This window comes from Pseudomonas sp. PA27(2017), from assembly GCF_001945445.1.
GTDB lineage: Bacteria > Pseudomonadota > Gammaproteobacteria > Pseudomonadales > Pseudomonadaceae > Aquipseudomonas.
Window position 1 is genome coordinate 1 of the sequence record NZ_MSXW01000018.1, and the last position, 17,821, is coordinate 17,821.

At 65.3% G+C, this 17,821-nt stretch carries 16 protein-coding genes; 4 read left to right on the forward strand and 12 right to left on the reverse strand.

Features of this window, described 5'->3' with window-relative positions:
* Window positions 1-1,114: 1,114 nt before the first annotated feature.
* The 5 genes from BVH06_RS09510 to folE2 form a co-directional block, all read right to left on the reverse strand.
* On the reverse strand, window positions 1,115-2,374 hold the full coding sequence (locus tag BVH06_RS09510; protein WP_075933908.1) for an FAD/NAD(P)-binding oxidoreductase: 1,260 nt from the start codon (window positions 2,372-2,374) through the stop codon (window positions 1,115-1,117).
* Window positions 2,371-2,607, reverse strand: a complete 237-nt coding sequence (locus BVH06_RS09515) for a (2Fe-2S)-binding protein (RefSeq protein WP_075929076.1) — start codon at window positions 2,605-2,607, stop codon at window positions 2,371-2,373. The genes BVH06_RS09510 and BVH06_RS09515 overlap by 4 nt, the downstream gene beginning before the upstream one ends.
* Window positions 2,600-3,715, reverse strand: coding sequence for an FAD-binding oxidoreductase (locus BVH06_RS09520; protein WP_075933909.1), 1,116 nt, complete (start codon window positions 3,713-3,715; stop codon window positions 2,600-2,602). The genes BVH06_RS09515 and BVH06_RS09520 overlap by 8 nt, the downstream gene beginning before the upstream one ends.
* On the reverse strand, window positions 3,712-4,785 hold the full coding sequence (locus tag BVH06_RS26040) for a proline racemase family protein (RefSeq protein ID WP_083651964.1): 1,074 nt from the start codon (window positions 4,783-4,785) through the stop codon (window positions 3,712-3,714). Before BVH06_RS26040 ends, BVH06_RS09520 begins: the two co-directional genes overlap by 4 nt.
* Window positions 4,786-4,898: 113 nt before the next feature.
* The gene (gene folE2 / locus BVH06_RS09535; protein ID WP_075929078.1) at window positions 4,899-5,792 is read right to left on the reverse strand and encodes a GTP cyclohydrolase FolE2; all 894 of its coding nucleotides are present in this window, start codon (window positions 5,790-5,792) and stop codon (window positions 4,899-4,901) included.
* Window positions 5,793-5,871: 79 nt separating this feature from the next.
* Between folE2 and dksA the strand changes: the two genes are divergently transcribed.
* Genes dksA through BVH06_RS09550 form a run of 3 tightly spaced genes read left to right on the forward strand, consistent with a single transcriptional unit; the run spans window position 5,872 to window position 8,149 of the window.
* Window positions 5,872-6,276, forward strand: coding sequence for an RNA polymerase-binding protein DksA (gene dksA, locus BVH06_RS09540; protein WP_075929079.1), 405 nt, complete (start codon window positions 5,872-5,874; stop codon window positions 6,274-6,276).
* 26 nt (window positions 6,277-6,302) lie between these two features.
* Window positions 6,303-7,505 (forward strand): zinc metallochaperone GTPase ZigA, encoded by a 1,203-nt coding sequence (gene zigA / locus BVH06_RS09545; protein ID WP_075933910.1) that lies wholly within the window; start codon window positions 6,303-6,305, stop codon window positions 7,503-7,505.
* Window positions 7,505-8,149, forward strand: coding sequence for a DUF1826 domain-containing protein (locus tag BVH06_RS09550; RefSeq protein WP_075933911.1), 645 nt, complete (start codon window positions 7,505-7,507; stop codon window positions 8,147-8,149). Before zigA ends, BVH06_RS09550 begins: the two co-directional genes overlap by 1 nt.
* A 264-nt stretch (window positions 8,150-8,413) precedes the next feature.
* On the opposite strand, the gene BVH06_RS09555 is transcribed toward BVH06_RS09550, so the two are convergent.
* On the reverse strand, window positions 8,414-8,767 hold the full coding sequence (locus BVH06_RS09555; RefSeq protein WP_075929082.1) for an NADH:ubiquinone oxidoreductase: 354 nt from the start codon (window positions 8,765-8,767) through the stop codon (window positions 8,414-8,416).
* A 98-nt stretch (window positions 8,768-8,865) separates the two neighbouring features.
* On the opposite strand from BVH06_RS09555, the gene BVH06_RS09560 reads away from it, so the two are divergent.
* Complete coding sequence (locus BVH06_RS09560; protein ID WP_075933912.1) at window positions 8,866-9,819, forward strand: GTP-binding protein; 954 nt, start codon at window positions 8,866-8,868, stop codon at window positions 9,817-9,819.
* 281 nt (window positions 9,820-10,100) lie between these two features.
* On the opposite strand, the gene BVH06_RS09565 is transcribed toward BVH06_RS09560, so the two are convergent.
* The 6 genes from BVH06_RS09565 to BVH06_RS09590 form a co-directional block, all read right to left on the reverse strand.
* Complete coding sequence (locus tag BVH06_RS09565; protein ID WP_075933913.1) at window positions 10,101-11,405, reverse strand: MFS transporter; 1,305 nt, start codon at window positions 11,403-11,405, stop codon at window positions 10,101-10,103.
* 185 nt (window positions 11,406-11,590) lie between these two features.
* A complete protein-coding gene (locus BVH06_RS09570) occupies window positions 11,591-12,940 on the reverse strand; it encodes a sigma-54 dependent transcriptional regulator (protein ID WP_075933914.1) in 1,350 nt (449 codons plus the stop codon).
* Window positions 12,937-14,703: an ATP-binding protein gene (locus tag BVH06_RS09575; RefSeq protein ID WP_075933915.1), complete on the reverse strand. Its 1,767-nt coding sequence runs from the start codon at window positions 14,701-14,703 to the stop codon at window positions 12,937-12,939. The genes BVH06_RS09570 and BVH06_RS09575 overlap by 4 nt, the downstream gene beginning before the upstream one ends.
* A gap of 53 nt (window positions 14,704-14,756) precedes the next feature.
* Entirely contained in the window at window positions 14,757-15,191 is a 435-nt protein-coding gene (locus tag BVH06_RS09580) for a DUF3301 domain-containing protein (protein ID WP_075929087.1), read from the reverse strand.
* A gap of 89 nt (window positions 15,192-15,280) precedes the next feature.
* Window positions 15,281-17,005: a YbaL family putative K(+) efflux transporter gene (gene ybaL, locus BVH06_RS09585; RefSeq protein ID WP_075933916.1), complete on the reverse strand. Its 1,725-nt coding sequence runs from the start codon at window positions 17,003-17,005 to the stop codon at window positions 15,281-15,283.
* A 185-nt stretch (window positions 17,006-17,190) separates the two neighbouring features.
* The gene (locus BVH06_RS09590; RefSeq protein ID WP_075929089.1) at window positions 17,191-17,673 is read right to left on the reverse strand and encodes an acyl-CoA thioesterase; all 483 of its coding nucleotides are present in this window, start codon (window positions 17,671-17,673) and stop codon (window positions 17,191-17,193) included.
* Window positions 17,674-17,821: the final 148 nt, after the last annotated feature.

The window sequence follows — 17,821 nt, forward strand, 5'->3', positions numbered from 1 at the left end:
GCTACCTCAAGCGTGGGCTCAAGCGAACAGAAGCCCTGACCATCCTGGCCCGTAAACTCGCTCGTATCGCCTTTGCGCTGATGCAGAAGCAGGTCGATTACAACCCCGAAAAAGGGGGATCCTTGACATAGAATCTCCCACAGGATCGCGAGAGATCATCGGGCCCGTAGGAGCCCCGACCCGGGGCGAAGCGATTGTGGCCATACGACAGAATCTGCGTCACGGCCGCTATTCGCCGCGAGGTCACGGCTCCCACAGGATCGCGAGAGATCATCGGGCCCGTAGGAGCCCCGACCCGGGGCGAAGCGATTGTGGCCATACGACAGAATCTGCGTCACGGCCGCTATTCGCCGCGAGGTCACGGCTCCCGCCGGATCGCGAGAGATCATCAGACACGTAGGTGCCCCGACTCGGGGCGAATCTATTGTGGCCATCCGACAGAATTGTCGTCACGGCAGTCGATCGAGGGCAAACACGCTTTCGCAGGGCGCATGCGTTATCCGCTGGGGCCGCGTCAGGGCTACGGATTGACGCCGGAGGCGTTCGAAAAGAAGGAGCTGGCCGTAGCCATGGAGGTGGGGGAAAAGCTGAACGCCAGAAAGCAGAAGGGGGAGCCGAGGCTCCCCCAAATCTTGTTCGAATCATCGTTCTTATTAGTGCTACCGGCCTTTTGTTCTTGTTTTAGCCGAGGCCTCCAAGCGAGGCCAAGAGCGAACGGATTTGTTTGGACGCTGATGTTGCCGTGATCCTGAGATCCAACCCGTCTGTCGCTGCCTTACAAAGCAGTTTTATTGTTCTCGACCCGGTTGCGGTACAAGCCCGAGGGCGGTCCTCTCCAAAGAAATCAGTTAGCTGCGTCTCTGCGTTTTTGTCTTTCTTATGCTAGAGCCGTTGTCTTGTTCTTGTTATCAGATGTGTCTTGTTATTTTTGTTGTGCGAGACATAGAGCATAACCTGTGCCAATTTTAGAATATCTATATTTATCAATGGCTTAGAATTTTCAGCGTTTTCCCTGGTGTGTTTTTGAGCACAAAAGCGTTACCGCACTACCCGCTTTGTTACCGTTTGATGTGTGCAACCCAATAGGTAGTGAAGAATAGGATTGATTCCCATCTCAACCGCTCTGGGATGGCGTTTCCAGCTTCATCAGCGTGTCGATTCGCGCTGGGCTGAAGGGCGGGCGGGGCGCCGCTGGCTGCCAATCGAACAGATAGCGCGTGGCCGCACCGCATATCCGGCCCTGACAGGCTCCCATTCCACAGCGCGTTGCCAGTTTCGCCTCACGCCAGCTGCCATGGCCGGCCACGGCAGCGTAGGGCACGTCTTCGCAGCGACACAGCAAGGTGTCCGCATTGGCAAAGTTCTTGAACGCCGGGTCAAGGGCGAAGTACCGGTGCAGCGCATCGGCGAAACGCTTCCAGCGGGCGCGTGCTGGCCACAGCCGTTGGGCGGCCTCGCGGTTGCCGGCCGCCACATGCCCGGCGATACGCCCTTCCACCAGCGCCAGCTCGCTGCCCCCGAAGCCGGTGCATTCGCCGGCGGCATGGATGCCTACCACGCTGGTCGCCTGCCAGGTATCCACGGCGATGGCGTCGTTGGCCAGCGCGCAGCCGAAGGCCTGGCCCAGCCCGGTGTTGGCGATCAGCCCGAAGCCGCAGGCCAGGCGATCGCACTCCAGTTCCTCGACCCGAGCGCCGCGCTGCAGGCGCACGCCTTCCAGGCGATCCCTGCCCAGCGCGGTGGTCACCCGCGTGCCGGGCCGGTAGCCACGGTCGAACAGGCCGAAGGCCTGCAGCCATTTGTGCGGCCAGCGCGGCAGTTGCAGGGCGAAGCCGGCGACCGATCCTGCGGCGGCCTGCTCGGCGATGCGCAGCACCTTGGCGCCAGCCTGTTTCGCGGTGCTGGCACTGGCCAGCAACAGCGGGCCGCTGCCGGCGATCACGATACGCTCGCCTGTCACCGGTAGCCCGCCCTTGATCAGTGCCTGCAGGCCGCCTGCTCCGGTAACACCGGGCAGCGTCCAGCCGGGAAAGGGCAGTAACAGTTCGCGCGCACCGGTGCAGAGAATCAGCCGGTGATAGCCGATCACCCAGCCGCGCTCGGCATCCTCGACCAGCAGGCCGTCGCTCCCCGCCCTGGCCACCACGCGCGTGGCAGCATGGCGCTGGATGGCAGCGTGGTTATCCACGCCTTCACGCAACAGCCGCGCCTGAGCCGGCACCCTGGTCTGCGCGCCATCACGCCAGATCTGCCCGCCGGGCAGTGGGTTGTCGTCGACCAGCACCACCCGGGCGCCGTCGCTGGCCGCAGCCAGGGCCGCCGACAGACCGGCCGGGCCAGCGCCGATGATCAGCACATCGGTGCTCTGGTTCATGGCCGGGTCTCCACCTGCATGCCGTCGCGACACAGGGTCTGGCAGGCCAGGCGGCGCAGGCCGTCGATGGTCACCCGGCATTCCTGGCACACGCCCATGCCGCACAAGGGCGCTCGGCGATCACCGCTCAGCGAGGTGCGCGTGCTGCCGTCGCCGCTCAGTGCCAGGGCGGCAGCGACCGTGGTGCCCGACGGTACGCTGAGTGGCCGGCCGTCCAGGTGCAAGTCAGGCATGGGCGTGTGCTCTCAGGTAACGTTCGGGCAGATAAGCGGCCGCCGGGATGGGTTCGGCCTCGCCCCCCATCAGCGCAGCGAGCAGATCGGCCGTCGCCGGGGCGGCGGTAACACCCAGCCCCTCATGGCCGACCGCCAGCCACAGGCCTGGCTGTGCGGGGTGCTGGCCGATCAGCGGCATGCCGTCCGGCGTGGCTGCACGAAAGCCCGCCCACGCACGAATGCCATTGAGGCGGGCCAGGCCGGGCGCATAGCTCGCGGCATGTTTGAGCATGCGCGCTAGCAGCCAGCCATCCACTTCGGGATCCAGGTTATCGAACTGCCGCGAGGTACCGATGAACAGCTGGCCGGTCGGTCGCGGCTGGATATTGCAGGCCACCGAGGCGCCAGTGGTGTTGTGCACGCTGCTCAGGTAGCTCAGCTCGGTGATGGTGTGGGTGACCGGATGCGGGTAGCGGTCGGTGATCAGCAGATGGCCTTTCTTCGCCGCGATGGGCAGCTCCGGGCACAGTTCCACGGCTTGAGTACCGTTGGCGAGCACCACGGCATCGGCAATCAACCAACTGCCGTCGTCGAGTCGCACGCGGTTGCCGTCGAGCTCCGTCACCTTGGCGCGCCGTTCTTTAATGCCGGGGGCATCGAGCATCCAACGTGCGGTGTTTGGTGCGTAGAGAATGCCGTCGTCCGGCAGGCGTAGGGCGCCATGCAAACCGTCGCGCAGGATCGGTTCCATCGCCTGCAGCGCATGGCCCGCCACCATTTCGCAGTGGATGCCTTCTTCGCGCAGGTTGACGCACTTGGCCTCGGCCGCCGCCAGTTCCTGCTCGTTGGCGGCCAGCCACAGCGTGCCGTTGTTGCGGTAGGCGCAGTCGTCCGGCAGTTGCGGGCCCAGCTCGCGCCAGCGGCGCACCGAGTAGCGGCTGATATCGAGTTCGGCCTGGTTATCATCGAGTACCAGCAGGTGGCCCATGCCGGCGGCGGTGGCGCCATGCAGGCCGGCGTCGATCACCAGCACCTGCTGGCCACGGCGGGCCAGTTCGCGGGCGCAGGCGGCGCCGATGATGCCGGCGCCGATGACGATCGCATCGGCGACCCGCGTCGGGTTCATGGGCGAATGCCCCAGGCGAAGGGGTCTTCCGGGTCGAGCAGCAGGGTGGCTTCGGCGCTGATATGGGCGCGCCCGCGGATGGTCGGAATCACCTTGTCGCCCTGCCACTGGTAAGTGCCCACGAACAGGCTGCCGATCACGCTGGCCTGGCGCCAGGTCTGGCCAGGCTGCAACTTGCCGTCGGCGGCCAGACAGGCCAGCTTGGCGCTGGTGCCGGTGCCGCAGGGCGAGCGGTCGTAGGCTTTGCCGGGGCAAAGCACGAAATTACGGCTGTCGGCTCGCAGCGAAGCTGCTGCGCTCGATGATGCGGCGTTGGGAGCAGGTGAAAAATGCTCATTTACAGCCAGTAAACTGCGCTTTTTCGCCAGCTCCCGCCTTGCCTCCTCGTCGCTCGCGACGCTTGGCTGCGAGCCTTCCGGCTGTTCATTTTCTGCAAACAGCTCGATATGGTCGATCAGGCCGCCGTCCTCGCCGCGAATGCCCTGGTCTTCCAGGGCCTTCTGCACGGCGAAGGTGTAGGCGGTCAGGGCTTCGACGTTGTCACCGGCAATACGCTGGCCGTGCTCGGCGATCAGGAAGAACCAGTTACCGCCCCAGGCAATGTCGCCCTGCACCAGGCCGTAGCCCGGCACCTGTAGCTCGACGCCCTGGCGATAGCGGTAGGACGGCACGTTGCGCACGCTCACCGAGCGATCCTCGTGCAGGGTCGCCTCCACGGTGCCCACCGGCGTTTCGATCCGGTGCACGCCGGGGCCGATGCGGCCCATGTGGGCCAGCGACACCACCAGGCCGATGGTGCCGTGGCCGCACATTCCGAGGTAGCCGGTATTGTTGAAGAAGATCACCCCGGCACAGGCATCGGGATCCACTGGCTCGCAGAGCAGGGCGCCGACCAGCACATCGCTGCCACGCGGCTCGAGCACCGCCGCAGTACGCCAGTGGTCATGCTCGGTGGCCAGGCGCTGCTTGCGCTCGGCCATGCTGCCTGTGCCCAGGTCGGGGAAACCGCTGATCACCAGCCGTGTCGGCTCGCCGCCGGTGTGGGAATCGATCACCTCGATGCGTTTCATGGACGCTGCGCCTGTATGCCCTTCGTAGGCTCACAGGGTGACGCCGGGCGAGACGCGCGGCTTGAGGGATTTGCATCGGCGCGATGACGAAATCGGCATAGCGCAGGCGGGCCTCAGCACCAGCCGTGGCTAACGCGCGCCACCGCATCATGGGCGTGCAGGCTTTCGGCGTGGGTCACCTGGATATGGAAGGCGGCGATGTCCGGCATCGCCAGTAACGCCTGGTGCAGGCGGCGAGCGGCGTCTTCGCAGAACATCAGGTTCTGGCCGTTGGCCAACGCGAAGGCCTGTTCATCGGCGCGTTTGACGGCGGTCTGCACGGCGGTACCCAGGGCGGCTTCGGCGCCGTCGAGCAGCGTCATAAAGGGCAGCGCGTCGGTTTCGTCGGCCAGGCGCACACGAATATGTGCATCGCTGCGCTGGCTGTGGGGCGTGGCGACGATGCCGGTGCTGCCCAGCCAGGCGTGCAGGGCGTCGAAATCCAGCGGGCGATCGGCAAAGTCATCGCTAAAGCGTTGCTGGATCAACTGCCGGGCGAGGGCGGCCGAGCAGGGGCAGGTCGATGAATAGGCCACCTGCAGACCCAGCTCCAGGTGGAAACCCGCCGGGTCGAGGCGGGCGTCGAGGGTCAGCGGGTAGGCCTTGTAGCCGGCCAGTGCGCTGATCAGCGCCGGACGGGGGATCAGCCAGTCGCCACGCAACTTCAGGTATGCGCATTGCGAAAGCCCGTGGTGAGTGCCCAGAAAATCCTCTAGTACCCGGCGCAACAGAGCGGGCGACAGCGGTTCGTCCTGCAACGCGGCCAGAGCCAGATAAAGACGCGACATGTGGATGCCGCGCGTCTGGCCATCGTCCAGGCTGACGCCCGCGTCTATCCGGGCGTTGATCGGATGCTCGCCCAGTCGCACTGGCAGGGCGATGCCGCGCATGCCCACCCAGTCCAGCGGCGGGGTTGGGTGAGCACTGCGTTGTGCGGCGATATCGGGCAGGGTGGTCGAGCTGTTCATCGGCTTCCTCTGAATGTTCGGCATGACAATACTTGGTTTAATGTTATGTTATAACAATTGAATCGAGTTCGAGCCCATCATGACTGCCGATGAATTGCTGGCCCTGCCTGCCGAGGCCTACCTGAACGACGCTCAGCAGGCGTTCTTCCGTGACCTGCTGATCCGCCAGCGCGAGGAGTTGCAACAGCGCATCGACGAAGAGTTCGGCGAGCTGCGGGAGCAGGAACGCCCCGCCGACGAGGCCGATATCGCCAGCCGCGAAGAACAGCGCCAGTGGCAACTGCGCCTGCTGGAGCGGGAAAAGAAGCTGCTCGACAAGATCGACCAGGCCCTCGAACGCCTGGCTCGAGGCGAGTACGGCTGGTGCCGGGAGACCGGCGAGCCGATCGGCCTGCGGCGCCTGCTGCTGCGGCCTACCGCCACCCTGTGTATCGAGGCGAAAGAGCGCGAAGAACAGCGCGAACGCCACCAACGTGACCTGTGAACCCTGATGCCGATGAGGACCCCGCCATGCCCGACCGCCTTCCCGTTACCGTGCTTTCCGGCTTTCTCGGAGCCGGCAAGAGCACTCTGCTCAACCATGTGCTGAAGAACCGCGACGGCCTGCGCGTTGCGGTGATCGTCAACGACATGAGTGAAATCAACATCGACGGCAGCGAGGTGCAGAAGGGCGTCAGCCTAAACCGCGCGGAAGAGAAGCTGGTCGAGATGAGCAATGGCTGCATCTGCTGCACCCTGCGCGAAGACCTGCTCGAGGAGGTCAGCAAGCTGGCCCGCGACGGTCGCTTCGACTATCTGCTGATCGAGTCCACCGGCATTTCCGAACCGCTGCCGGTGGCCGAGACCTTTACCTTTCGCGACGAGCAGGGCCAGAGCCTCGCCGATCTGGCGCGCCTTGATACGCTGGTCACGGTGGTCGACGGGGTGAATTTCTTGCCCGACTTCCAGGCCGCGCAGAGCCTGGCCAGCCGCGGTGAAACCCTGGGCGAGGAAGACGAGCGCTCGATCACCGACCTGCTGATCGAGCAGATCGAATTCGCCGACGTACTGCTGATCAGCAAGATCGACCTGATCAGCCAGGCCGAGCGCGAAGAACTGACTGCCATCCTGCGCGGCCTCAACACCCGCGCCAGGATCGTGCCGATGAGCATGGGCGCGGTACCGCTGGAGGCCATTCTCAACACCGGCCTGTTCGACTTCGAGCGCGCCGCCGAGTCGCCCGGCTGGCTCAAGGAGTTGCGTGGCGAGCACGTGCCGGAGACCGAGGAATACGGCATCGCGTCCAGCGCCTACCGGGCGCGGAGGCCGTTCCACCCGCAGCGATTCTTCGATTTCCTCAGCCGCGAGTGGACCAATGGCCGGCTGCTGCGCTCCAAGGGTTTCTTCTGGCTGGCCAGCAAGTATCAGGAGGCGGGCAGCTGGTCCCAGGCCGGCGGCCTGATGCGCCATGGCCTCGCCGGGCGCTGGTGGCGCTTCGTGCCGAAGAGCCAGTGGCCCCAGGACGATGACGCGCTCAAGGGCATCATCCGCCAGTGGGACAAGGCCAGCGGTGATTGCCGCCAGGAATTGGTGTTCATCGGCCAGCACATCGACTTCGCCCAACTGCACGCCGAATTGGACGACTGCCTGCTCAGCGATGCGGAAATGGCCGCCGGTACCGAGAACTGGCTGCGCCTGCCCGACCCGTTCGGCCCCTGGCAGGAGGCCGCCTGATGCTGGCACTGAAGACCAAGCCGGCGCCGCTGCAGGTCAGCAGCGAGCGCATCGACGTGTTGGGCGAGGCCCTGCGCGATGAGGTCAACCTGGCAGTCTGGCAGCGTCAGTTGCCCGAGCATCTGGCCACATTCGCCAGCAGCTTGCTGGCTCAGGGCGAGCCGCTGGCCGAATCGCTGAGCATCGAACTGGCCGATCCGGAGGCCGAGCCGGTGCTGCATGGGCTGCTCGGCGGCTACAGCGACCTGCCCGGCCAAGCGGCGTTTCTGGCGGACGTCGCCTGGCTGGTGCGTGCCTATGCCTGCCTGCTCGATGCGCGCCGTATCGGCCTGCGCCTGCGCGCGTTGGATGGCGCCATGTGCCCGCGCTTTCACGTCGACCACGTGCCGCTCCGGCTGATCACCAGCTACGCCGGCCCCGGTAGTCAGTGGCTGGCCGAAGGCGACCTGCCGCGTCAGCTGTTGGGCGGCACGCAGGCGTTGCCCAAGGCGAACGCAATGATCGAGCAGATCGGTTGTGGCCATGTGGCGCTGGTCAAAGGTGAGCGCTGGGTAGGCAACGAAGGGCGCGGGCTGATCCATCGCTCGCCGGCCTTGCCGGCCGGTGAGCGTCGTCTGCTGCTGACCTTGGACTGGCTGGCCTGAATCGCGGACAAAAAAATGCTGCGCCTGGGCGCAGCAACATCGCCACCGGGCCTGTCCGGTAGCCAAGAGAGACTGTATTAACGCCGATGGAGATGACGATTGAATGACGGCTTGGAATCTGTTCACGATCTGTGTGTGCATGGAGCCGCAGCTACAAGGCAATGGCAGCCGTTCGCCGCTCCCATAGATATTGCACCGATGACCGCCCTGCCGCTTGGCTGCCAAAATCGGCGAACCTGGGTTTGAAAGATTGTGAACAGGCTCTTAGTAGGCCATCCACACTCCCTTGCTTTGGCTTTCGCAAAAGGGCTTGAGGTACGCGGCGTCTTCAGCGACGCCGTAGTAGTGGATGTCCTGCTGATACGGCGTGCCGCCGACACGGGCATTGCGGCACACACCGAAGGCGCCGACCGGGCATTGCTCGACGAAGCTGACGTCGACCTTCTGGCCCTTGAGCTGCGGCTGGCAGAAACCGGTGCGGAACAGGTTCGGCGGGATGCTGCGGTTCTGCTGGCAGACCTTCACGTCCAGCCGTTCGGCCTGGCTGTGCACCACGCAGGCTTCGCCCCAGGCCAGGCCGGACAAACCACACAACAGCAGGGGCAGCAAACGGCGCATCGCAACGACTCCATCAGAGATGCGGCGACTTTAGGTGGGCTGCTCGATCAGCGCAAGCCGGGCTTTTCCCAGGGGCGCGGAGCCTTCACCATAGCGCCATGATGAACCAGATCCCCACCCACCTGATCGCCGGCCCATTGGGCGCCGGCAAGACCAGCCTGATCCGTCAGCTGCTGGCGCAGCGCCCTGCCCATGAGCGCTGGGCGGTGCTGATCAACGAGTTCGGACAGATCGGCCTGGACGCCGCCCTGCTGGCCCGCGATGAAGATGGCCTGAGTTTCAGCGAGGTGGCCGGTGGCTGCCTGTGCTGCGTCAACGGTGTGCCGTTCCAGGTCGGCCTGGGCCGGCTGCTGCGCAAGGCCAAACCGGATCGGCTGTTCATCGAACCGTCCGGGCTCGGTCATCCGCTGAGCTTGCTCGAACAGCTTGGCCAGGTGCCCTGGGAAGGCGTGCTAGCCGTGCAACCCTTGGTGATGGTGCTCGACGCCGCAGCATTGGCCGCCGGTGAGCCGCTGTCTGACAGCCAGCGTGAGGCATTTCCCCATGCCCGACTGCTGGTGCTGAACAAGAGCGAGGGGCTGGACGCTGCCAGCCGTGTGCGTTTGGAAGCCGAGCTGCCGCTGGTACCGTACTGGACCAGCCAGGGCCGCCTGCCGTTCGAGGGGCTGCCCCAGGCCGAAGCACGCGCGGCGAGTCCGGGCGACGCGTTGCCCGATGGACCACTCCCACCGTCTATGGTTTGGCGTAGCGCGGATGAGCCGATTTGCCTGATCCAGAGTCAGCCCGAAGGCTGGAGCATCGGCTGGCGCTGGCACTCTAGCCAGCGCTTCGACCTGCTGGCCATCCAGCAATGGCTGGCGACGTTGCCCTGGCGGCGCGCCAAGCTGGTGCTGCAAACCAATGCCGGCTGGCTGTCGGCCAATGCCCTGAAAGGCCAGGCGCTGCATTGGCAGAACAGCGAGTGGCGCAAGGACTCGCGGCTGGAGTTGATCTTCGCCGGCCCTCAGAACGAAGCGGCGCTACAGACCAGCATGGCAGCCTGCCGGCTCTAAGGATCTGTTGACGATCTTTTTTAGGCGGCATAAAGAGTCTGCTACAAGGCAGGAGCAGACACTCAAACCAACCTGTGGGAGCCCCGACCTCGGGGCGAAACGATTGCAGCCTGACTGCCTATTTCGGCGGTGCCTGAGCGATTCGCCGCGGGGTCGCGGCTCCCACAATGGATCGGATAACGGCCGCTCCCGCCGCTTTGCAGCCAAAGCGCTGATGCCGAGCCGATAGATCGTCAACAGGTTCTAGAAGGGCGCCGCCCAGGGCGCCCGGCCTGGCAGGCTTAGTCCGTGGTGATCCGCGAGTGGGTGCGGGTGTCCTTCATGGTGATGTACACCAGCAGCGAGCAGGCGATGCAGCCAGTCACGTACCAGTAGAAGCCACTCTCCATGCCCACGCTCTTGAACCACAGCGCCACGTACTCGGCGGTGCCGCCGAAGATCGACACGGTCAGCGCGTACGGCAGGCCGACGCCCAAGGCGCGGATCTCGGTGGGGAACAGCTCGGCCTTTACCACCGCGTTGATCGAGGTGTAGCCGCTGACGATGATCAGCGCCGCCATGATCAGGAAGAACGCACCCCACCAGCTCTGCACCGTGTGCAGGGTAGTCAGGATCGGGTAGGTGAACAGCGTGCCCAGTACGCCGAAGGCGATCAGGATCGGGCGACGGCCGATCTTGTCGGAAAGCGCACCGACCAGTGGTTGCAGCAGCATGAACAGGAACAGCGTGGCGGCCGAAATCATGGTCGAGTCGTTCTTGCTCATGCCCACGGTGTTGACCAGGTACTTCTGCATGTAAGTGGTGTAGGTGTAGAAGGCCAGGGTGCCGCCCATGGTCAGGCCGACCACGGTGAGCAGCTCCTTAGGATGGCGCAGCAGGGTGCGCATGATGTTTTCCTTCGGCGCCTCGGTCTTCTTGAACGAGTCGGTTTCTTCCATGCCGCGACGCAGGTACATGGCCACTACCGCGCACAGCGCACCGATCACGAATGGTACGCGCCAGCCCCAGGTTTCCAGCTGTTCGACGGTCAGGGTCTGCTGCAGGATGATCAGCACCGCCAGGGCGATGAGCTGGCCGGAGATCAGCGTCACGTACTGGAAGCTGGAGAAGAAGCCGCGGCGCTCCTTGGTGGCCATCTCCGAGAGGTAGGTGGCCGAGGTGCCGTATTCGCCACCGACCGACAGGCCCTGCAGCAAACGTGCGACTACCAGCAAGACTGGTGCGGCGACGCCGATGGTTTCATAGCTGGGCGTCAGGGCGATGATCAGCGAGCCGAAGCACATCAGCAGCACCGAGGCCAGCAGCGCGGCCTTGCGGCCCTTGCGGTCGGCGTAGATGCCCATCAGCCAGCCGCCGATCGGGCGCATCAGGAAGCCCACGGCGAAGATCGCGGCGGTACTGAGCAACTGGGCAGTCAGGTCGCCTTGCGGGAAGAAGGCCTTGGCGAAGTACAGGGAGAAGGCGGCGTAGACGTACCAGTCGTACCACTCGACCAGGTTGCCGACCGAACCGCTGAAAATCGATTTGACGCGTTGGGATGTGGTGCGCGTGGGCGCAGAGGCAGACAGCGTGCTGGTGCTTTCCATCGGGGAACCTCGATCTCGTCATTATTCTTGTACGCCGGAGACGGCGCTGGCAGGGCCTATTGCAGGGGCTGTGCCAGGGTGCGAAAGGCCCGTGGTACGGGCCTTTCGGCGAGATCGACGGAGGTTTTGCTAGCGGGAATCCGCCAGTGCAACTCGAGTGCTAGCGGAAAGCTGCCAGGTGCGGCTCAGCTGGCAGGTTGCTGCTCGCTGTCGAGAAAGTCGGTGCGTAGCAGGCCGTGGCGCTGCATCTTTTCGTTCAAGGTACGGCGCGGCAGCTGCAGCAGTTCCGTCACCTGCTTCATGTCGCCGTGGCAACTGGCCAGGGCCTCGCGCAAGCATTGCGCCTCGAAGGCTTCCATGCGTGCACCGAGGGAGTTATCCACAGTGGCCGATTGGCTAGCCGACGCGGGCAGCGCCAGTACGTGGCGTTCGGCAGCATTGACCAGCTCGCGCACGTTGCCCGGCCAGTCGTGGGCCAGCAACTGAGCGAGCAATGCCGGGGTGACCGGCGGCAGCGGTCGCTCGAAGCGCTCGGCGATCTGCCGGGCGTGGTACTCGAACAGCAGCGGCACGTCCTCGCGATGCTCGCGCAGCGCCGGCAGTTGCAGCTCGGCGACGTTGAGTCGGTAGAGCAGGTCCTGGCGAAAGCTGCCCTCGCGCACGCGCTCGTGCAGGTCCGGCTTGGTGGCGGTGACCACCCGCAAATCGAGGCTGATCACCTGGTTGGAGCCGAGCCGCTCCAGCTGGCGCTCCTGGAGTACGCGCAGCAACTTGACCTGCTGGCCCAGGGGCATGCTTTCGATTTCGTCGAGAAACAGGGTGCCGCCGTTGGCGTGTTCGATCTTGCCGATGCGCTTGCCCTGAGCGCCGGTAAAGGCGCCGCTTTCGTGGCCGAACAGCTCGCTTTCGAACAGGTTTTCCGGGATGGCCGCGCAGTTAAGCGCCACGAAGGGGCCCTTGGCGCGCGGGCCGAAGTCGTGCAGGCAGCGAGCGACCAGCTCCTTGCCGCTACCGGTCTCACCGCGCATCAGCACGTTGGCCGGCGTTTGTGCCAGCTCCAGCACCTGGCGGCGTAGCTGTACCATGGTGGCGGACGAGCCGAGCAGGCGCCCGGCCAGTTCGTCCTTGTGCTCGACCTGCTGGCGCAACTGGTGGTTCTCGCGGGTCAGCTGGCGTTTCTCCAGGGCGCGGCGCAGGCTGCCGAGCAGGCGTTCCGGGGTGAACGGCTTCTCGATGAAGTCATAGGCGCCCAGGCGCATGGCTTCCACGGCCTGGGGCACGTCGCCGTGGGCCGAGACCAGCAGGAATGGCAATTCGGGGTCGCGGGCCTGCACCTGTTCGAGCAGCGCCATGCCGTCCATGCCCGGCATACGCAGGTCGCTGACCACCACGCCGGGGTAATCCTCGGGCAGTCGCTCCAGGCATTCGCGGCCGCTGGCGCACAGGTGCACCTCGAAGCCTGAACGCTCCAGCCACTGGCGCACGGCGTCGCGGATCGGTGCCTCGTCGTCGACGAATATCACACTGGGTTTCATGGCAGCTCCTGTGGGGCAGTGGCGACGGGCAGGCGCAGGGTGAACCGCGCGCCGCCCTCAGGACGGTTGTCGGCCTGCAGGTGGCCGTCCAGTTCACGGACGATGGCGTAGGAAACCGCCAGGCCGAGGCCCAGGCCGTCGCCCACCGGTTTGGTGGTGAAGAAAGGATCGAACAACTGCGGCAGGGCCTCGGCGGCGATACCGCTGCCGGAGTCGTCGACATGCAGCAGCCAGTGATCGCCATCGAGCGCGAGTTCCAGGCCCAGGTGCGGCGCCGGGCAGTCCTGCATGGCATCCAGCGCATTACGGATCAGGTTGACCAGCACCTGCTCCAGGCGGATGGCATCACCGGCGACCCAGGCCGGCTGCTCGGGCGTGCGCTGGATTTGCACCGCAACGTCTCGTAGGCGCGGCTCCAGCAACTGCAGGGCCTTGTCGAGCACGGCGCCCAGTTCCAGGGTTTCGCGCAGGCCACCGGGGCTTTTGCGGGCGTAGGTTTTCAGGTGGCCGGCCAGGGCGGCCATACGCTGCAGCAGTTCCTCATGGCGCACCAGCGATTGGCGCGCTTCTTCCAGTTCGCCATCGGCCAGGATCATGCGCAGCGTGCCGAGATGCACCTGCAGGGCGGTGAGCGGCTGGTTGATCTCATGGGCCAGCGCCGCCGACATCTGCCCCAGCGCCGCCAGCTTGGCCGCCTGGACCAGGCCGTCCTGGGCGGTACGCAGCGCCGCGGTACGCTGTTCGACCAGGGCCTGTAGCTCATCGGCGGTACGCTGGCGCAGGCGGGCGATGCGCCAGCGCTGGTGCAGCACCAGGCCCAGCAGGAACAGCGCCAGCCAGGTACCGCCTGCGGCCAGGGCCGCGGTGTAGCTGCTGCCGGCGAGGCTGCGGGTATCGCGTAGCAGGTGCAGGGTCCAGCCCTCGCTGGCCAGTTCGCGGGTTTCCCACAGGTAATCGCCGGCCAGTTCGCGGTTGACGATGCGCACCAGGCGACCATCATCGCCCAGGGCCTGGCGCTGTCGATAACTCAGTGGTGCCAGCGGTTTCTTGTCGTACTGGCGGGTGGCGGCCAGAGTCTCGCGCACCGGCGCGGCAATCGGCTGCAGCTCGCGGTAGCGCCAAGCCGGGCGGTTGGCGATGAAGGTGATGCCCTGGCGATCACTGACCAGCAGTACGTGGGGGCTCTGGCTCCAGGCCTGCTCGATGCTGGGAAACTCCAGCTTGACCACCACGGTGCCGAGGAACCTTCCGCGGGCATCGCGCACCGCGTGGGAGAGGAAGTAGCCGGGAATGCCGCTGGTCACGCCCACGGCGTAGAAACGCCCGGTGTCGTGATCACGGGCTTCGCTGAAGTAGGGGCGAAAGCTGTAGTCATGGCCGACGTAGCTGGTCGGCAGGCGCCAGTTGCTGGCCGCAACGCCCAGGCCGTCGGCGTTCATCACCTGCAGCGTGGAGGAGTGCGCCGCGGCATTGATGGCCTCCAGCTTGATGTTCAGACGGTGTTGCAGCACCGCGGTGAGCGGGCTTTGCAGTGCTTCGACGAGTTCCGGGTCGAGCGCCAGCACGGCGGGTAGGGCGCGGTAGCGGTCGATCAGCGTCTGCAGTGTGCCGGCGTAGGCCGCCAGTTGTTCCTGCGCCTGTTGCCCGGCCTCCTGCAGACGCTGGCGCTCGGCCTGGCGTTCGGCCAGGTAGGCACTCAGGCACAGGCCGGCCAGCAACAGGGCGGTCAGCAGTGCGATGCGCAGGGGGCGGGAGGACGTCAATGCGGGTCAGCCAGGAAGGTGGGCGGCCGACGATAGCACAGGGGCCAGGCCAATCAGTCGCGCGAAGCGGGGTGATCGCGGCGCCATTGTTGCAGTTCGATCACCTGGCCGGTCTTGCGCGGCGCTGGTGCCGGCGTCGCTTCGACTACCGGTGGCAAGGCCTCTGGCGGCTCACGAAACGGGTAGGGGTCAAGCTCGATGGTGCCCACGTGGGCTCCGAACATGACGATGCGCCCGGCATGGCGCTGTTCGCCCGTTACCGTGAATTCGAAGCCGTAGACCCGCGCGAAGCGGCGATTGCCGCTGCCATCACGCACGATGGCGAAGCGCTGGAAGGCCACGTTGCCATCGAGCAGTTCGATATCCAGCTTGGCGCAGTGCTGCTTGACCCGTATCAGCGCGCGTTCGCGAATGCCGTGGCCGTGCCACAGCCAGGCGGCGCCGGCCGCGAGCAGCATCAGAATGAACAGGTTGCCGAGGGTCAGCATGGCAGGCGAACTCATGACGAGGAGCGCCCAGCTTACCCGATCCACGGTGACAGTTGCCGCCGTGAATCGGGTGCCGGGCTGCCTGGGCGTCAGCTCGCCAGGCCGGGCGGGATGACCTGTAGCGGGGAAACCGGTGCGGGCGCCTGCAGGCCGAGACGCTCGAACATCACCCGGGCGATTTCCCGCTCGCCCATCACCACCAGATCGGCTTCGTGGGTCTGCAGATAGTCGACCTCGTCATCGAAGTGAGCGCGGGCAATGATGTCCAGATCGGCGTTGGCCTGGCGGCCGTGAATGGCGATCTGCCCGGCTTCCAGGCTGTTGGGGATGGCGATCATCAGCCAGCGCGCCGACGTGACGTTGGCCAGCTCCAGCACGTGAGTGCTGGCGGCGTTGCCGAGTACTACGCTGAAACCTTCCTCGCGCAGTTCCTGGGCGCGGGTGCGGTTGTCGTCGATGATCACCAGCGGCACGCCTTCCTCGCGCAGACGCCGGCTGATGCGGCTGCCCACCCGGCCATGGCCGATGAGGATGGCGTGGCCGGTCTCGGTGATCGGGTGCAGGTCGTGATCTTCGTCCGGCTCCACGGTGACCTGGTCGGCCGGCGTGGTGTTCTCGCGGCGGTCCAGCCACGGCTGCAGGCGGTCGATGACCAGAAACAGCAGCGGGTTGCAGAGGATCGACAGGATCGCGCCGGCCAGCACCAGGTCACGCGCCGCTTCCGGTACCAGATTCAGGCCGATGCCCAGGCCGATGAGGATGAACGAGAATTCGCCGATCTGCGCCAGGCTCACCGAGATGGTCAGCGCGGTGCTCAGCGGTTTGCGGAAGGCCAGCACGATGAGCATCGCCGCCAGCGACTTGCCGAGCACGATGACCAGGAAGGTGCCGATCACCAGCAGCGGCTGCTCGAGCAGGATCGCCGGGTTGAACAGCATGCCCACCGAAACGAAGAACAGCACCGCGAAGGCGTCGCGCAGCGGCAGCGAATCTTCGGCAGCCTTGTGGCTGTACTCCGACTCGTTGAGGATCATCCCGGCGAAGAACGCGCCGAGGGCGAAAGACACGCCGAACAGCTGCGCCGAGCCGTAGGCGATGCCCATGGCGATGGCCAGCACGGCGAGGGTGAACAGCTCGCGCGAACCGGTGCCGGCGCTGCGCTCCAGCAGCCAGGGAATGACCCGGCGGCCGACCACGATCATCAGCACCACGAAGGCGCTGACCTTGCCGAGGGTGATTAGCAACTGCATGCCGATGCTGCTGGAGCCGTCGCCCTGGGGAATGCCCCCGAGTACGCCGGACAGCGCCGGCAGGAGCACCAGGGCCAGGACCATCACCAGGTCCTCGACGATCAGCCAGCCGACGGCGATCTTGCCGCGGCGGGTGTCGATCAGCTGGCGCTCTTCCAGGGCGCGCAGCAGCACCACGGTACTGGCCACCGACAGCGCCAGGCCGAACACCAGGCCGGCCCCCCAGCCCCAGCCCATCGCCCAGGACAGGCCCATGCCCATCAGCGTGGCGACGGCGATCTGCACCACGGCGCCGGGAATGGCGATGTGTTTGACCGACATCAGGTCTTTGAGGGAGAAGTGCAGGCCCACGCCGAACATCAGCAGGATCACGCCGATCTCGGAGATTTCGTGGGACAGCTCCTTGTCGGCAACGAAGCCAGGAGTGAAGGGGCCGACGATCACGCCAGCCAGCAGGTAGCCTACCAGTGGCGACAGGCGCAGGCGGTTGGCCAGGCTGCCGAACAGGTAGGCCAGCACGAAGCCGGCAGCGATCGTCGCAATCAAGGGTGTGTGATGCGGCATGCGGTCTCCTTGGTGAAGAGGGCCTGGCATGCCTGCGCGGCAGCGGATACCGTGCAGAACAGCGTAACGGCCAGGGTCGGATTGCCCGACCATAAAGACCGATATTTTATATTAAATTATTACTTATAACTAAAAGGTCTTTATACAAAATGTGTCACCTAGCCCCGTCGATGCTGTAAGCCGCGTCACGCGTCGCCTTTGAGCGCGCGGTAACGGTTTTCCAATTCCTGGCGGATCTCCCGGCGTTGACGGCCCTGCTCGAAACGTCGGCGCTCCTCTGCGCTCTCCGGTTGACGAGGCGGCACTTCGGTGGATTTGCCGTTTTCGTCGACTGCCACCATGGTGAAGAAGCAACTGTTGGTGTGGCGCACCGAGCGTTCGCGGATGTTTTCGGTGATCACCTTGATGCCCACCTCCATGGAGGTGCGGCCGGTGTAGTTGACCGAGGCCAGGAAGGTCACCAGCTCACCGACGTGCACCGGCTCGCGAAAGGTCACCTGGTCCACCGACAGGGTGACCACGTAGCGCCCGGCATAGCGGCTGGCGCAGGCGTAGGCCACTTCGTCGAGGTACTTGAGCAGGGTGCCGCCGTGTACATTGCCGGAAAAATTAGCCATGTCCGGGGTCATCAGGACGGTCATCGTCAGTTGCGCGTTGCCGGGTTCCATAAGGTCTCGCTCATCAGGTGGACGGGGCGTGATTGTCGGCCGTCTGCGCGGCTTCGGCTGGTCGATTGTGTCTATGCGGTCGATTGCTGCAACGTATGTACCGGCATTTCACTCCTAGAGCCATAGTCTCTCAATCATTAGGACGATC

Coding starts and splice junctions, on each gene's coding strand:
- BVH06_RS09510 (WP_075933908.1), bottom strand. CDS start 2,374: ATGAACCAGAGCACCGATGTGCTGATCATCGGCGCTGGCCCGGCCGGT.
- BVH06_RS09515 (WP_075929076.1), bottom strand. CDS start 2,607: ATGCCTGACTTGCACCTGGACGGCCGGCCACTCAGCGTACCGTCGGGC.
- BVH06_RS09520 (WP_075933909.1), bottom strand. CDS start 3,715: ATGAACCCGACGCGGGTCGCCGATGCGATCGTCATCGGCGCCGGCATC.
- BVH06_RS26040 (WP_083651964.1), bottom strand. CDS start 4,785: ATGAAACGCATCGAGGTGATCGATTCCCACACCGGCGGCGAGCCGACA.
- folE2 (WP_075929078.1), bottom strand. CDS start 5,792: ATGAACAGCTCGACCACCCTGCCCGATATCGCCGCACAACGCAGTGCT.
- dksA (WP_075929079.1), top strand. CDS start 5,872: ATGACTGCCGATGAATTGCTGGCCCTGCCTGCCGAGGCCTACCTGAAC.
- zigA (WP_075933910.1), top strand. CDS start 6,303: ATGCCCGACCGCCTTCCCGTTACCGTGCTTTCCGGCTTTCTCGGAGCC.
- BVH06_RS09550 (WP_075933911.1), top strand. CDS start 7,505: ATGCTGGCACTGAAGACCAAGCCGGCGCCGCTGCAGGTCAGCAGCGAG.
- BVH06_RS09555 (WP_075929082.1), bottom strand. CDS start 8,767: ATGCGCCGTTTGCTGCCCCTGCTGTTGTGTGGTTTGTCCGGCCTGGCC.
- BVH06_RS09560 (WP_075933912.1), top strand. CDS start 8,866: ATGATGAACCAGATCCCCACCCACCTGATCGCCGGCCCATTGGGCGCC.
- BVH06_RS09565 (WP_075933913.1), bottom strand. CDS start 11,405: ATGGAAAGCACCAGCACGCTGTCTGCCTCTGCGCCCACGCGCACCACA.
- BVH06_RS09570 (WP_075933914.1), bottom strand. CDS start 12,940: ATGAAACCCAGTGTGATATTCGTCGACGACGAGGCACCGATCCGCGAC.
- BVH06_RS09580 (WP_075929087.1), bottom strand. CDS start 15,191: ATGCTGACCCTCGGCAACCTGTTCATTCTGATGCTGCTCGCGGCCGGC.
- ybaL (WP_075933916.1), bottom strand. CDS start 17,005: ATGCCGCATCACACACCCTTGATTGCGACGATCGCTGCCGGCTTCGTG.
- BVH06_RS09590 (WP_075929089.1), bottom strand. CDS start 17,673: ATGGAACCCGGCAACGCGCAACTGACGATGACCGTCCTGATGACCCCG.